Genomic DNA, 14086 nt, shown 5'->3' with positions numbered 1-14086 from the left:
TAGCACGACTTGAACTGCTAGATTTGGGTTGTGCAGGTGCACCGCATCGCCAGTTGGCAGCCGGGTGTCCAACCCGATGTGCCTCTGCTCCCGCAAAAAGTGGGGGATGAAGATGCGTCCTGTCTTCACCCTGGTGCAACTACTGCCCAATGCTCGCCTGCCTTGTGGTTCCTAGTCATCCTCCGCTCAATGGAAGGGGGCGTGATGCTACGGGGAAGGCGCATCTGGTCGTGTGCTCCTGGGCGCCTGTACTCATCGAGCGCGACGAGGCTCACTTAGTCGGGCACGGCCAATTCACCCCGCGATCCTCCGACTGGCAGAAGCACTAGCGAGGAGGGCAAGTAGCAAGACCGCAAACCTCTTTATCGTTAGTGGCCCTTTTGTGATGAAGCATGTGACTGACCGGTAGCCTGGAGTCCACCTTCCTGGGCCGCACAGACTCAGTTGGGGTGAGACCGCCGACTCAGCACTGCGGAGCTCCCATGCAAACGGAACGAAGGCAAGACTGCCCTGCGCCGTTTCACGTGAAACAAGAGGAGTTGCTACCTTCCGCCACAGGGGGGCTATGGTCTCTCGCAAATGGGAGCGCGAAGCAGAGAAGACGAGGCTTGCGTTCCGGGACCTATGGAAGGTGGGATAGGGGTAAAGGGAGTGCCGCTGCCAATCCACCAGCGGGGTTGCATGAATGACCAGGGCGGCACGCTGCGCCTATAAATGCAAGAGCTCCAGATCGTAGCCCGACCAGGGGACTGATTGGAACAGCAGCGGTCCAGTCACGCCGGTCATGTTTGTCTGCCACCAGGCGCACGATGTTCCGTACAGCTCTGGCCTTCGGCTATGCAAGTAGCTACTGCAACACGCATGAATGAGTCTTGGTACAGTCTGGAAATCGCTTGGTCCTGGCCTATCTGGCCTTGTCGCATCCGAGGCATGGCCGCTGGACGGATGTTGAAGGCTTAGGCAGAATGTGACTGGAGCCGCCCTCTAAACCGAAGGGCCCTCTTGGTAAAAGGTGCGCAGACCTGCAGCTCTTGTGCCTGGAGTGTAACTGCTTTCCCGGTATGAGCCGGTTTGTCATGGGTAGGCACAGGCGATACCAAGGGGCCCTAGCATTAGCGCCGCGCCATGACGTTCTACCGCGAAGTACTAAACCACTGCGGTTCCCACGCCACTCTTTTCCTAGCTGGCGGGGCATCGGTGGCGCGCAACCCTGACGGGCTGGTGCACTTGGGAAGGCGAGCCGCCGTCCGTCTTAACGTTTCACGTGAATCAGTAAGATCGGGCCTAGGATTTGCTTGGAAAGGCCAAAGAGTACTCACTTGCCTGGCTGTGAGTCGGACTCCGCACCCATAGTGCGTACGGCAGATGATTTGGGAGGAACTGAAGCAAAAGGCAATGCCAAGGTACTCAGACTTGAGCACTTTCATTGTTTCGGCAACGCAACACCCTGCAGGTCGGCTCTGAAGATCGCGGGGCAGGATCAGTGCGGCGTCCCAAACCGGCCGTCTGGCACAGAACAGAAGCGGTGCGGTCTTGATGAGCCGAGGGACACAGTTCCGTTCGGGCTTGGGAGTCGCGTCGCGAGTCCCATACGGTCCGCCAACCGAATGCACGCGGCTTCTTCGGGCCGTGAGCAGCGAGGGAAGCCTCAATTACACTTGACAGGCTTTTGACTAGAGATCCACGGTCTGTTTCACGTGAAACAAGCAGCAAACCGGGCGGAACGCGTTCCCATCGTGGACCGGGCTCCCAGCCTTGGGGCAGTCCAGGCATTGCACCCGCCGGGTATCAAGATTTATTGCTGGTTACCAAAGGCATGTGGACCACGAGCAGTACATGGAGGTGCGGGACACACCGCACTGTCCAAGCGGGCAAGCTGTACCCAGCCAGCGCAGCACAGAACCCTGACAAGGGCCTACCAAAGTAAGACGACAACTTCTTCACAAGTCCTCGCAAAGACGCCGAGAGCGTCTGGCGCCTGGGCACTTCAGTTCTCAGAACCCGGAGCGAGCACATCCATGATCCGATTGAGATCCTCAACGCTGGCGAATTCAATGCTGACCCGGCCCTTGCGCACACCCAACGAGATCTTCACGTTTGTATCCAAGCGGTCCGAAAGCGAAGACGCGAGGTAGTCAAGGCGCTCATGGCGCGCTCCCGGACGAGGAATGTTGTTTTTCGCCGGCTTAGTCGGGTCCTGGTACAGTGCCACAGCTTCTTCCGTGGCGCGCACGGACATCCCTTCAGCAACGATGCGCTGTGCCAAGCGTTCCATAGCCGCTGCGTCAGGAAGTGCCAGAAGGGCGCGTGCGTGGCCCGCAGACAGCACTCCGGCTGCAACCCGGCGCTGGACCAGAGGCGGCAGCTTCAGGAGCCGGAGGGTGTTGGATACCTGGGGGCGGGAGCGGCCAATGCGGTCCGCCAGCTGTTCGTGGGTAGTACCGAAGTCTTCGAGCAACTGCTGGTAGGCGGCTGCCTCTTCCAATGGATTCAGCTGGCTCCGGTGGAGGTTTTCCAGCAGTGCATCCCGCAACAGGTCATCGTCGGTAGTGTCCCGAACGATTGCAGGGATGGTTTCCAGTCCGGCAGCCTGTACCGCACGCCATCGCCGCTCGCCCATGACGAGCTCGAACGGCTCGCCACCGGCTTCGGTTGAATTCCGCACCACAATTGGCTGGAGGACTCCAATTTCGCGGACGGAGTGGACAAGCTCCGCCATGTCGTCCTCATCGAACACAGCACGCGGCTGTTTCCGGTTGGGATGGATATCGGAGACGCGGATTTCCGCAAAACGGACTCCGGGAACCGGTACAAGCTCCACACCAGTATCCGAACCAAACGATCCCAAGGATTCGCCGGTCGTGGCGTCAAGTGGTTCGGGCCTCTCCGCATCAGTTGAGTCCGCCGCTTCCGCAGCCGTATCGACCGCGGCTTTCCCGGCAACCTTAGTGCTGACGGTGGTCTTCGTCGCCGTCTCGCTACCGGAGCGGCTGGAAGTGCCCGCCGACTCTGATGCCCGCTGCGCTGCGGATGATTTGGATGAAGTCGTTTTACGCGAGGTGCTGCCTTGAGCCTTGGAAGCAGAATTATTGGTGCCCGCAGGCTTGGTGACACCATTACTTGTCGGCTCGGATTCCTCCGCCGGTGAAGTAACCACAACTTCCTCGGGCTCTACAGTCTTCCTGCGCCCCTCAGGGAAAAAGAGATCAACGGGACGCGAAACTGCTGCCCCGTTGCCCGCCCCATTCGCACCGGCGGAACTCGGAATCAGCGCGCCAAGACCGCGGCCTAAGCCCCTTCGCTTCTCGCTCATGGGTAAATCCCTCCAGTGGTAGAGCACAGTCTGGCCGCACTCCAGTTGTTGCAGTTCTTGAAGATTTTAGCGTTCTGCTATTTCAGCAGCGGCTTCCAGGTAGGACAGGGCGCCACTGGATGAAGGGTCGTAGGTCATCACGGTTTGCTGGTAGCTCGGAGCTTCAGAGATACGAACCGAGCGCGGCACTACCGCAGACAGTACTTGTTCGGGGAAGTGTTGGCGGACCTCGGCGGCGACCTGGGCAGCAAGGTTGGTTCGGCCGTCGTACATGGTCAGGAGAATGGTGGAAACCACAAGATCAGCGTTGAGATGTTTCTGGATCATCTCGATGTTCTTGAGGAGCTGGCTCAAGCCTTCCAGGGCGTAGTACTCGCACTGGATCGGAATCAGGACTTCACTCGCCGCGCAGAATGCGTTGACGGTCAAAAGCCCAAGGCTTGGCGGGCAGTCAATGAAGATGTAGTCCAGGCGCTCTTCGCCCTTCTTCGCGCGTGCCTTTGCGTAAACATCAATGGCCCGGCGCAGCCGCTGCTCACGGGCCACAAGGGACACGAGTTCGATTTCCGCACCTGCCAGGTGGATGGTTGCCGGTGCGCAAATGAGGTTGCCGATATCGGGGCACTGCGCCACCACGTCGGCCAGGGGAACATCGTTGATCAGGACGTCATAGATGCTGTCCACATCTGCGTGGTGCTCAATGCCCAAGGCGGTGGAAGCGTTGCCCTGGGGGTCAATGTCGATAACCAGGACGTTCAAGCCGGCAGCGGCTAGGGCGGCAGCGATGTTAACCGTAGTAGTGGTCTTGCCTACGCCACCCTTTTGATTCGACACCGTGAAAATGCGCGTCTTTTCCGGACGAGGCAGCTGACGTCCGACTAGCCGTTCACGCCGGCGGGTCTCGTGGGCAAGTTCGCGCGCGATAGGGCTCGAATCGTCAATTGCGTCGATGACGTTCGCTCTACCGGTAGACGTTGTTTCACGTGAAACAAATGCCGGCGAAGACTTTGATACCTGCTTCGGTTGATTTCCGAGGGAACCCGAGGCGGCAGAAACAGCACCAGCGAGAGAACGCGCTGACCCCAATGACACGAACGGCGGTATCCGTTGCGTGGAGGCTTCGCTACTGGTCACTGGGGCACACTCACTCTCGTTCAGCTATTTTTGCTGCCGTTGACTAGCCTAACTGCTTACCCCGGCAGACTGTGGCCGCCGGGCCTACCCTAGGCCTTCTTTTGGGACTTGTTTACAACGATGCGTACTACGGTGGTGGGCTCTTCCAGCATATTGTCGCCCACCGTAACGACGGATGTATGAACGCCCCCCAGTTTGCGGATAACCTTCGCTGCCTTCTCGATTTCCTCGGCTGCACTGCGGCCCTTGATGGCAACAACTTCACCATGCCCGCCGAGCAGGGGGATGGTGAGGCCTGCGAGGTTACTAAGAGCAGATACCGCCCGCGCCGTCACAACGTCGGCCTCCACATGGCCAACTGCAAGTTCAGCGCGGGTCCTCATGACTGTCACGTTGTCCAGGCCCAGATCATCGACCACTTCCTGCAGCCAGATCACCCTGCGCTCCAGCGGTTCGATCAGAGTGAGCTCCAGGTCCGGGCGCGCGATCGCCAGGCAAAGGCCTGGCAGCCCGGCGCCGCTGCCGACGTCGGCAACGTGACTTCCCTGTGCGATCTCGCTTTCGATGACCGCACAGTTAAGGACGTGCCGTCCCCACAAGCGGGGAATTTCCCGCGGCCCAATAAGCCCACGCTCCGTTCCGGAGGTGGCGAGGTGTTCCACATAACGCTTAGCGAGGTCCAGGCGATCGCCAAAAATCTTTTCAGCCGCCAGAAGCTCAGCTGCCGTGATGTCAACCATGATTAGCGAATCAGCAATTCTCTAGTCCGCGGATACAACGATGTGGCGTCCGGCGCCTTCGCCCTCGGACTCGCTCACCAAGCCAAGATCAGCGACGGCGTCGTGGACAATCTTGCGCTCATAGGCACTCATTGGCTCAAGGGCCACAGCCTCGCCGGTCTGCTTCACAGCCGCCGCTGCGTCTTCGGCGATCTTCTGCAGGTGGCCAGTGCGTTCCTGCCGGTAGCCGTTGATGTCCAGCACCAGCCGTGAGCGGTTCTCCGTTGCGGACAACACAGCAAGCCGGGTCAGTTCCTGCAGGGCTTCAAGGACTTCGCCGTCCTCACCCACCAGGCCGTCCAGGGTATCGGACTCTTCCTCGGTAACGATGGAGATGTAGGTGCGGCCGTTGCGGACCTCGATGTCGATGTCGCCGTCGATGTCCGCGATGTCCAGCAGTTCCTCGAGATAATCCGCCGCCACGTCCCCCTCTTCCTCAAGCCGGCTGGCCGAGGAAACCTTGGGGACGGAGGAGTCCTCGGCCACGGACTCGTCCGGATCGTCGATGATCTCTTCGGAAAGGGCGTGTTCGGTACTCTCGGCTGACATTACTTCTTCTTCCTGTTCTTGCGTTGTGGCTGGATGCGCTGGCTCTTGGCCTGCGCCACGGCAGCGGCGGCAGCAGCTGCGTCGGCGTCCTCGTCCTTCTTGCCCGTCAGGATCGAGAGAGCCGGAAGGCCCTTGGCGGCACGGCGCTCGGCGAGGGCCTTGGCGGCGGGGGATCCCGGCGTCGGCATGCGGCGGATAACGAAGAACTGCTGGCCCATGGTCCAGAGGTTGGTGGTGGTCCAGTAGATCAGGACGCCGATGGGGAAGTTGATGCCGCCAACACCGAAGACGATGGGCAGGATGTAGAGCATCATCTTCTGCTGGCGCATGAAGGGGCTGGCCATGGCTTCTTCAGACATGTTCTTGGCCATGATCTGTTTCTGCGTGATGAACTGCGAGGCCGTCATTGCAAGGATCATCAGGATGGAGAGGATCCAAACTGCCACCTGGTTTCCGTCGCCGCCATGCAGCAGGGACGCGGACAGAGTGGCACCGAAGATGGTGGAGTCATCGAACTGCACAACCTGCTCGTGGCTCATGGCGCCGATGCCCTCGCCCTCGCGGCTCGCCGTCGAGATCCCGGACAGCACTGTGAACAGCGCGAAGAAGAACGGCATCTGGATCAGCATGGGCAAGCAGGCGGAGAACGGGTTGGTGCCGTGCTTCTTGTACATGGCCATCTGTTCCTGGGCCATTGCCTGGCGGGAGAGCTGGTCAGTCTTACCCTTGTACTTGTCCTGTAGCTTCTTCAGGTCCGGCTGCAGGAGCTGCATGCCGCGCTGCGCCTTGATCTGCTTCACGAACACCGGGATAAGGGCGGCACGGATCACCAGCACCAGGCCGATGATGGACAAAGTCCAGGTCCAGCCCGAAGCTTCGGGCATGCCAATGGTGCTCAGGCCCTCGTGGAAGCCCACCATGATGACGGACACCAGCCACTTGAACGGAAACATGATTGTTTCAAAGAAGTCCATACTTATCCCTATTCGTCAGGCCGCCGTGCGGCCTTCTCCATCAGTCCGAGCAGCCAGGTACTTGTCCGGGTTGTTCAGCACAACAATCGTGGGGGTCTGGCTGACAGGCCATTCCCGGTGGCCGGCGGGGACATGGTCCACACCGCCGGCATTCCATGGATGGCAGCGGCCCAGGCGGCGGACGGCAAGCCAGCTTCCTTTGACGGCACCATGAACAGTAATCGCTTCAAGGGCATAGGCCGAGCATGAAGGAAAGAAGCGGCAGACCTGGCCGTACAAGGGAGAAATCACCTTGCGATACGCGGTCAACAGAAGAATAAGGATGTTGCGGGGCAGGTTCCAGAAAAACCTCCCGGCAGCGGCAGCAGCAGGACGGAGATAGGTGACGACGACGGCGGTGGCGTTACGCACGCAGTGTCCCCTCCTGTGTTGTACCGGGCGAACCGTTGGCAGCAGCCTGTACAGGGCGGCCTGCCAGCCGGGTCATAGTCGCTGCCAGTGCGGCGTTGTAATCCGACAACAGCTGATCCCAGCTCGCGGACGCAGACGCAGGAAGCGCCCGGACCACTATGGCAAAACCGGTACCGTTCTCGCGCAGCGAGGCAGCACCTGCTTCTCTCAGTCTCCTCTTAACGAGGTTCCTGACCACAGCGTTCCCGACACCCTTGGAAACGATGAACCCGATCCGGCTGGGTTCGTCAGCAGCAAGAGCTGCCGTATATAACACTACGTTCCGGCGTCCATTGCGGACACCGGAACGTACAGTTGTTGAAAAATCGGTTGCAGTCCTCAAACGGTTACGGGTGGCCAGCACCTTAAACTCGCAAAGAAATGTCTACCGACGAGTCAGTTATTTAGGCCGACAGCTCGGTACGGCCCTTGCCACGACGGGCTGCCAGGATGGCGCGGCCGGCACGGGTACGCATACGAAGGCGGAAGCCGTGCTTCTTGGCTCGACGGCGGTTATTCGGCTGAAAAGTCCGCTTGCTCACGTTAGTTACTCCAGTGGATCAAAGGTGCGCCCACCCGATCAGTAAAGGGGAAGAACTGGCCGACGCTAAGTTTTGTATATGCACGCTTCCCCCGGCTGCTCACACGCACTGCGTCTGAGAGGTTCAGATGGGGCCAAAAAGCGGACACAAAGGACTTCACAACGTTAGGGCAATTTAAGCCCCTGAGTCAAACCGGAGCAGGCCGCGTGCGCTATCCACAACTGTGGCCAACTGGCCCCTCCAGCCTGTGGATGAAGTGGCTCACAGGGCCCCATTCAGAACAACACCCGTGTAATTATCCACAAGCTACTTGCCAGCTATCTTCTAGGCTTTTCATCCCCTAGAGTTGCCCAGTAGCCGATTATCCACGTGCTGTGCATAACCCTGTGGATGAAGCTGAACCCATCCTGGTTCAAGACTTGCGGCTGCAGGCAATGCAGGCAAAGCAAGTTTTGAGGGAACCGATTGATGACAGTAGACGAAGCCAACCACGCCAATACTGTCGGAAGTTCCTGGCGTCGGGTTGTGACCTTGCTGGAGCAGGACCACCGCGTGACGCCGCGGCAGCGGGGCTTTGTCATCCTGGCGCAGGCACAGGGCCTGATCGGCTCCACCCTTCTGGTTGCCGTCCCCAATGAGCTCACCCGCGAAGTGCTGCAGACCCAGGTCAAGGACGCCCTGGACGACGCCCTGCACAACGTGTTCTCCGAAGACATCCGCTGCGCCATCGATGTGGACACCGATCTGGTGCCTGTCCATGTAGAGCCGGAACCCGTCGTCGAACCTTCCTTCTCGCCGGACCAGCTCATCGAGCAGAAGCCGCAGCCCATGCTGCCCAGCACCTCCCACGAGTTCGGCCGGCTAAACCCCAAATACGTCTTCGACACTTTCGTGATCGGTTCCTCCAACCGCTTCGCCCATGCCGCCGCCGTCGCAGTGGCAGAAGCGCCGGCCAAGGCCTACAACCCGCTGTTCATTTACGGCGACTCGGGTTTGGGAAAGACGCACCTGTTGCATGCCATCGGTCACTACGCGCGCCGCCTGTACAGCGGAATCCGTGTCCGTTACGTCAACTCGGAAGAGTTCACCAACGACTTCATCAACTCCATCCGCGACGATGAAGGCGCCAGCTTCAAAACCACGTACCGCAACGTGGACGTCCTGCTGATCGACGACATCCAGTTCCTGGCCGGCAAGGACCGGACGCTGGAGGAGTTCTTCCACACCTTCAACTCGCTGCATAACAACAACAAGCAGGTTGTTATCACTTCGGACCAGCCGCCCAAGCTGCTCGCCGGTTTCGAAGACCGCATGAAATCCCGCTTCGAGTGGGGCCTGCTGACGGATATCCAGCCGCCGGAGCTCGAGACCCGTATCGCCATCCTGCGGAAGAAGGCGCTCAGCGAGGGTCTTTCCGCGCCGGATGACGCTTTGGAGTACATCGCGTCCAAGATTTCGAGCAACATCCGTGAACTCGAGGGCGCCCTGATCCGCGTGACGGCCTTTGCCAGCCTCAACCGCCAGCCCGTGGACGTTGCCCTCGCCGAGATGGTCCTCAAGGACCTCATCACCGACGACGGCGCCCAGGAAATCACTTCGAGCCAGATCCTCACGCAGACCGCTGACTACTTCAAGCTCAGCATGGAAGAGCTCTGCAGCAAGTCCCGCACCAGGACCCTGGTCACCGCCCGCCAGATCGCTATGTACCTGTGCCGGGAGCTGACGGACATGTCGCTTCCCAAGATCGGCCAGGAACTCGGCGGCCGCGACCACACCACTGTGATCCATGCAGACCGCAAGATCCGCGAACTGATGGCCGAGCGCCGTGTGATCTACAACCAGGTGACAGAGCTGACCAACCGGATCAAGCAGCAGCAGCGCGATTCCTAGCGGAGCATCTATACCTTATTAACAGGTGCATGTGGATAAGCCTGTGGATAGTTAAGGGGACAACCGCCGTTAATGGGCTTAAAACCCTTAAGGCGCCTGTGGATTCGAAAAATCGCGAAAAATGTTGTCCCCATCCACACCCTGTTTAAAACCTGCTCCACCCACAACCCATGAACAGGGCTTAACCGCCGGATCCTGCGGGCGGAGGAGGTTATCCACAGTTTCCACAGCAGTTATTAACACTACTAATCCCAAAAATTTGAAGTCCCTCAAATAACAACTCCGATCTCCCGCGCCGCACCGAGGGACCAATGGCCCGAAGGAGCTGGCGCTGGAAGACGGGGGATGGGTTAATCGCTGATCTTCCGGCTAAGCTGTCAGCAGCGCTCCCATCCTTGGGTTTCTGCGTGGTCCAGGCAGAACGGACCATGCAGGTTCAGGTGTCGGGACAACTCCTTTTGTGACTTCCTGCGGGAAGTTTCCGGAACACCATCGCAGCAGCAATGAAAGGCGGCACCCTTCCGTGAAGTTCAGAGTCGATCGGGACGTCCTGGCAGAAGCCGTCACCTGGACAGCCCGCTCGTTGTCTCCGCGGCCGCCCGTCCCCGTCCTTTCCGGCCTTTTGCTGAAGGCTGAAGCAGGCACGGTCAGCCTCTCGAGCTTTGATTACGAGACCTCCGCGCGCCTGGAAATCGCCGCTGACATCCGTGACGAAGGCACCATTTTGGTTTCCGGCCGCCTCCTTGCGGACATTTGCCGCAGCCTTCCTTCGGCCCCTGTCGACGTCGAGACGGATGGGAACAAGGTCACCCTGACCTGCCGCCGCAGCAGCTTCCACCTGGCCACGATGCCGGAAGCTGAGTACCCGCCGCTTCCGGCACTTCCCACCGTGAGTGGAACGGTTCCGGGTGACTCGTTTGCCCAGGCCGTCTCCCAGGTGATCATCGCTGCGAGCAAGGATGACACCCTCCCCATCCTCACCGGCGTTCGGATGGAGATCGAGGACGACCTCATCACCCTCCTCGCCACAGACCGCTACCGTCTCGCCATGCGTGAGGTGCCCTGGAAGCCGGTAACGCCCGGAATCTCCACCAGTGCGCTGGTCAAGGCCAAGACCCTGAACGAAGTGGCCAAGACTCTCGGCAACAGCGGTGACATCCAGCTGGCCCTATCCGATGACGAAAGCCGTTTGATCGGCTTTGAAAGCGGCGGCCGCACCACCACATCACTGCTCGTGGACGGCGACTACCCGAAAATCCGCTCACTCTTCCCGGATTCCACCCCCATCCACGCCACAGTGCAGACCCAGGAACTCGTGGAAGCGGTACGCCGCGTGTCCCTCGTTGCTGAACGCAACACACCTGTCCGCCTTGCATTCACCCAAGGCCTGTTGAACCTTGATGCCGGCACCGGTGAAGATGCCCAGGCCTCGGAGGAACTGGAAGCCCAGCTTTCCGGTGACGACATCACCGTTGCGTTCAACCCCCATTACCTGGTGGAGGGCCTGAGCGTGATTGAAACTAAGTTCGTCCGTTTCTCGTTCACGACGGCACCAAAGCCAGCCATGATTACGGCCCAGGCTGATGCCGACGGCGAGGACCAGGATGACTACCGGTACCTCGTGATGCCGGTCCGCCTCCCCAACTAGTCCCCACCGCCACCCTCGCCTCGCAAGTCCCCATCATTCTCTGCCCCAAAACAAAAGCCAAACCTGCGCAGAAAAGAGATCCACCGTGCACATCGGACTGATCGGCCTCGGCAAAATGGGATTCAACATGCGCGAACGCCTGCGCAACGGCGGTGTGGACGTCACCGGGTATGACCGGAACCCGGACGTCACTGACGCCGGCTCGATCGATGAGCTCCTCGCCGCAGTTCCAAGTCCGCGGCTGATCTGGGTGATGGTTCCCGCCGGTGACGTCACGGACGCTGTCATCAAGGAACTCAGCGAAAAGCTCGACGAGGGCGACCTTGTCATCGACGGCGGCAACTCACGGTTCACGGAAGACCAGAAGCACGGGGAACTCCTCGCCGCCAAGGGCATCCGCTTCGCGGACTGCGGTGTTTCCGGCGGAGTATGGGGGCTGCAAAACGGCTACGGGCTGATGGCTGGTGGCGACGCAACCGACATCGAACGGGCACTTCCGGTGTTCGACGCCCTGCGTCCGGAGGGCGAACGCGAGGACAGCTTCGTGCACGTCGGCGGAATCGGTGCAGGCCACTACGCCAAGATGGTGCACAACGGCATCGAGTACGGCCTGATGCAGGCATACGCCGAAGGCTACCAACTCCTCGCTTCCAAGGACATCATCAACGATCTGCCAGGCACTTTCCGCGCCTGGCAGAAGGGCACCGTTGTCCGTTCGTGGCTGCTCGACCTCCTGGTTAAGGCACTTGACGAGGATCCGGGACTGCAGAACATCGACGACTACGTCGAGGACTCGGGCGAGGGCAGGTGGACCGTGGAAGAAGCCATCGCCAACGCAATCCCCGCACCGGCCATCACCGCCGCGCTGTTCGCGCGCTTCGAGTCCCGCGAGGACAGCTCCCCGGCCATGAAGATGGTGTCCGCACTGCGCCACCAGTTCGGCGGCCACGCAACCCGTCCCGCCAAGTAGCCACCACCGGGAACCTCCGCGGTTCCCAGAATTGCCAGCCCCGCGTGTACCTAGAACACCTTTCCCTGACCGACTTCCGCAGTTACGCCCAGGTTGACCTTGCCCTGGGTCCGGGGGTCACCGTTCTGGTGGGATACAACGGCATCGGCAAGACCAACCTGATGGAGGCCATCGGCTACCTGGCTACCCTGAGCTCCCACCGCGTCAGTTCCGACGGGCCGCTTTTGCGCTTCGGCACCGACCGCGCGCTGGTGCGGGCCAGGCTGGTCCGCGGCGGGCAGATCACTGTACTGGAGCTGGAAATCAACGCCGGCCGCGCCAACCGCGGCCGCATCAACCGGAGTAACCCGGTGCGCGCCCGCGATCTGCTGGGTATCTGCCAGACAGTGCTCTTCGCCCCGGAAGACCTGGCTCTCGTAAAGGGTGATCCCTCAAACCGGCGCCGCTTCCTTGACGAGCTGCTCGCCAGCCTGATTCCGCACCACGCGGCCACGCGCAGCGACTATGACAGGGTGCTGAAACAACGCAACGCCCTGCTGAAGTCAGCCCGTGCCGGGAAGTTCACCTCCGCGCACGAAGCAACACTCGATGTGTGGGACCAGCACATGGCCAAGGCCGGTGCCGAGCTGCTTTACGCGCGGCTTGAACTTGTGGAGCGCCTCCGCCCTCACCTGGCCCGGGCTTATGCCGAGCTGACTGACGCGTCAAAGCCTGCTGATGCCGTTTACCGCTCCACCCTTCAGGACCAGATGGACGACGACGGCGCTCCCTTGCTGCGCGATGCGGCTACCGGAGCCGGGGGTACTTCGTCAGACGCGGACGACCTGCGCCGGCTGACCGTTGAGCAGTTGACGGAACGGTACGTACGCTCCTTCGCCGATGCGCGACGGAAGGAACTGGAACGGGGCATCTCACTGGTTGGCCCGCACAGAGATGAACTGGAACTGGTCCTGGGCCAGGCACCCGCCAAGGGCTACGCTTCCCACGGTGAAACGTGGTCCATGTGCCTCTCGCTGCGGCTCGCTTCCTACTACGTGATGCTGGACGATGCCCGCACTGGAGGCTCCGCCCCCATCCTCATCCTCGATGACGTTTTTGCTGAGCTTGATGTCCAGCGCCGGCGTAAACTGGCGGCAATAGTCTCGGGTGCGGAACAGGTCCTGGTGACTGCCGCCGTCGACGCCGATATCCCGGAAGAGCTGTCCGGCCGGCGGGTGAAGGTCATCGCGGGAGGTATCGATGAATAGGGACGAGGAAAAGGCAGGTGGCCAAAAACCTGGCGGATACGACAGCCGCGTCCCTGACAGCATCGATGCGCCCCAGGCTGCACTGAACAGAATGCGGGAGGCTGCCGCAGCGCGGGGCGAGATCCGCCGGGCCGCACCGCGCCCCGGATCCCAAAAGGCCAAACGGGGAATCCGGGACACCCGCGGCTTCAGTCAGTTCCATGCCACCGGCCGCGATCCCCTCGGCCTCGGAAAAGTAGTGGGCCGCCTCGTGGCTGAACGTGGCTGGACCTCACCTGTTGCTGTCGGTTCCGTCATGGCGGAATGGGCCACCCTGGTTGGACCGGAAATCTCGGCCCACTGCACGCCGGAGAGCTTCACCGACACAACGTTGCACGTCAGGTGCGATTCGACTGCATGGGCCACACAGCTGCGGCTCCTCAGCTTGAGCCTGCTGGAGAAATTCCGGGTGGAATTGGGCGATGGAGTGGTCACCAGCATTCAGGTCCTTGGGCCCTCCGCGCCGAGCTGGCGCAAGGGCGGCCGGTCCGTCAACGGCCGGGGACCCCGCGACACCTACGGATAGCCCGCCGTCGGACTCCTGAAGCAGG

At 60.8% G+C, this 14086-nt stretch carries 13 protein-coding genes; 5 read left to right on the top strand and 8 right to left on the bottom strand.

Features of this window, described 5'->3' with window-relative positions:
* Positions 1–1987: 1987 nt before the first annotated feature.
* The 8 genes from AC50X7_RS08745 to rpmH form a co-directional block, all read right to left on the bottom strand.
* Positions 1988–3313 carry a ParB/RepB/Spo0J family partition protein gene (locus AC50X7_RS08745; RefSeq protein ID WP_494978646.1) on the bottom strand — a complete coding sequence of 442 codons (1326 nt, stop codon included), beginning with the start codon at positions 3311–3313 and terminating at the stop codon, positions 1988–1990.
* 66 nt (positions 3314–3379) lie between these two features.
* Positions 3380–4447: a ParA family protein gene (locus AC50X7_RS08740; RefSeq protein WP_494978645.1), complete on the bottom strand. Its 1068-nt coding sequence runs from the start codon at positions 4445–4447 to the stop codon at positions 3380–3382.
* A gap of 89 nt (positions 4448–4536) precedes the next feature.
* Positions 4537–5187: a 16S rRNA (guanine(527)-N(7))-methyltransferase RsmG gene (gene rsmG, locus AC50X7_RS08735; RefSeq protein ID WP_494978644.1), complete on the bottom strand. Its 651-nt coding sequence runs from the start codon at positions 5185–5187 to the stop codon at positions 4537–4539.
* Between the two features lie 21 nt (positions 5188–5208).
* Positions 5209–5775, bottom strand: coding sequence for a Jag family protein (locus tag AC50X7_RS08730; protein ID WP_494978643.1), 567 nt, complete (start codon positions 5773–5775; stop codon positions 5209–5211).
* Positions 5775–6749 (bottom strand): membrane protein insertase YidC, encoded by a 975-nt coding sequence (gene yidC / locus AC50X7_RS08725; RefSeq protein ID WP_307097543.1) that lies wholly within the window; start codon positions 6747–6749, stop codon positions 5775–5777. The genes AC50X7_RS08730 and yidC overlap by 1 nt, the downstream gene beginning before the upstream one ends.
* Positions 6750–6764: 15 nt before the next feature.
* Positions 6765–7160, bottom strand: coding sequence for a membrane protein insertion efficiency factor YidD (gene yidD, locus AC50X7_RS08720; protein ID WP_494978642.1), 396 nt, complete (start codon positions 7158–7160; stop codon positions 6765–6767).
* The gene (gene rnpA, locus AC50X7_RS08715) at positions 7153–7563 is read right to left on the bottom strand and encodes a ribonuclease P protein component (RefSeq protein WP_494978641.1); all 411 of its coding nucleotides are present in this window, start codon (positions 7561–7563) and stop codon (positions 7153–7155) included. Before rnpA ends, yidD begins: the two co-directional genes overlap by 8 nt.
* Before the next feature lie 40 nt (positions 7564–7603).
* Positions 7604–7741, bottom strand: coding sequence for a 50S ribosomal protein L34 (rpmH, locus tag AC50X7_RS08710; RefSeq protein WP_003800212.1), 138 nt, complete (start codon positions 7739–7741; stop codon positions 7604–7606).
* Positions 7742–8209: 468 nt separating this feature from the next.
* Between rpmH and dnaA the strand changes: the two genes are divergently transcribed.
* The 5 genes from dnaA (at position 8210) to AC50X7_RS08685 (ending at position 14061) form a co-directional block, all read left to right on the top strand.
* Entirely contained in the window at positions 8210–9631 is a 1422-nt protein-coding gene (gene dnaA / locus AC50X7_RS08705; RefSeq protein ID WP_307097537.1) for a chromosomal replication initiator protein DnaA, read from the top strand.
* A 523-nt stretch (positions 9632–10154) separates the two neighbouring features.
* Complete coding sequence (gene dnaN / locus AC50X7_RS08700) at positions 10155–11279, top strand: DNA polymerase III subunit beta (protein ID WP_307097536.1); 1125 nt, start codon at positions 10155–10157, stop codon at positions 11277–11279.
* A gap of 85 nt (positions 11280–11364) precedes the next feature.
* Complete coding sequence (gnd, locus tag AC50X7_RS08695; RefSeq protein WP_494978640.1) at positions 11365–12249, top strand: phosphogluconate dehydrogenase (NAD(+)-dependent, decarboxylating); 885 nt, start codon at positions 11365–11367, stop codon at positions 12247–12249.
* A gap of 44 nt (positions 12250–12293) precedes the next feature.
* Positions 12294–13496 carry a DNA replication/repair protein RecF gene (recF, locus tag AC50X7_RS08690; RefSeq protein WP_494978639.1) on the top strand — a complete coding sequence of 401 codons (1203 nt, stop codon included), beginning with the start codon at positions 12294–12296 and terminating at the stop codon, positions 13494–13496.
* Complete coding sequence (locus AC50X7_RS08685; RefSeq protein ID WP_494978638.1) at positions 13489–14061, top strand: DciA family protein; 573 nt, start codon at positions 13489–13491, stop codon at positions 14059–14061. Before recF ends, AC50X7_RS08685 begins: the two co-directional genes overlap by 8 nt.
* The last annotated feature ends 25 nt before the right edge of the window (positions 14062–14086 follow it).

It is taken from the genome of Pseudarthrobacter sp. Hb11 (assembly GCF_059383655.1).
Note: the sequence above shows the minus strand (reverse complement) of the source record. Positions and strands in the feature narration are given on the sequence as shown.

Excerpts from the sequence above, each read along its gene's own strand:
- AC50X7_RS08745 (WP_494978646.1), bottom strand. The coding sequence starts at position 3,313 with ATGAGCGAGAAGCGAAGGGGCTTAGGCCGCGGTCTTGGCGCGCTGATT.
- rsmG (WP_494978644.1), bottom strand. The coding sequence starts at position 5,187 with ATGGTTGACATCACGGCAGCTGAGCTTCTGGCGGCTGAAAAGATTTTT.
- AC50X7_RS08730 (WP_494978643.1), bottom strand. The coding sequence starts at position 5,775 with ATGTCAGCCGAGAGTACCGAACACGCCCTTTCCGAAGAGATCATCGAC.
- yidC (WP_307097543.1), bottom strand. The coding sequence starts at position 6,749 with ATGGACTTCTTTGAAACAATCATGTTTCCGTTCAAGTGGCTGGTGTCC.
- dnaA (WP_307097537.1), top strand. The coding sequence starts at position 8,210 with ATGACAGTAGACGAAGCCAACCACGCCAATACTGTCGGAAGTTCCTGG.
- AC50X7_RS08685 (WP_494978638.1), top strand. The coding sequence starts at position 13,489 with ATGAATAGGGACGAGGAAAAGGCAGGTGGCCAAAAACCTGGCGGATAC.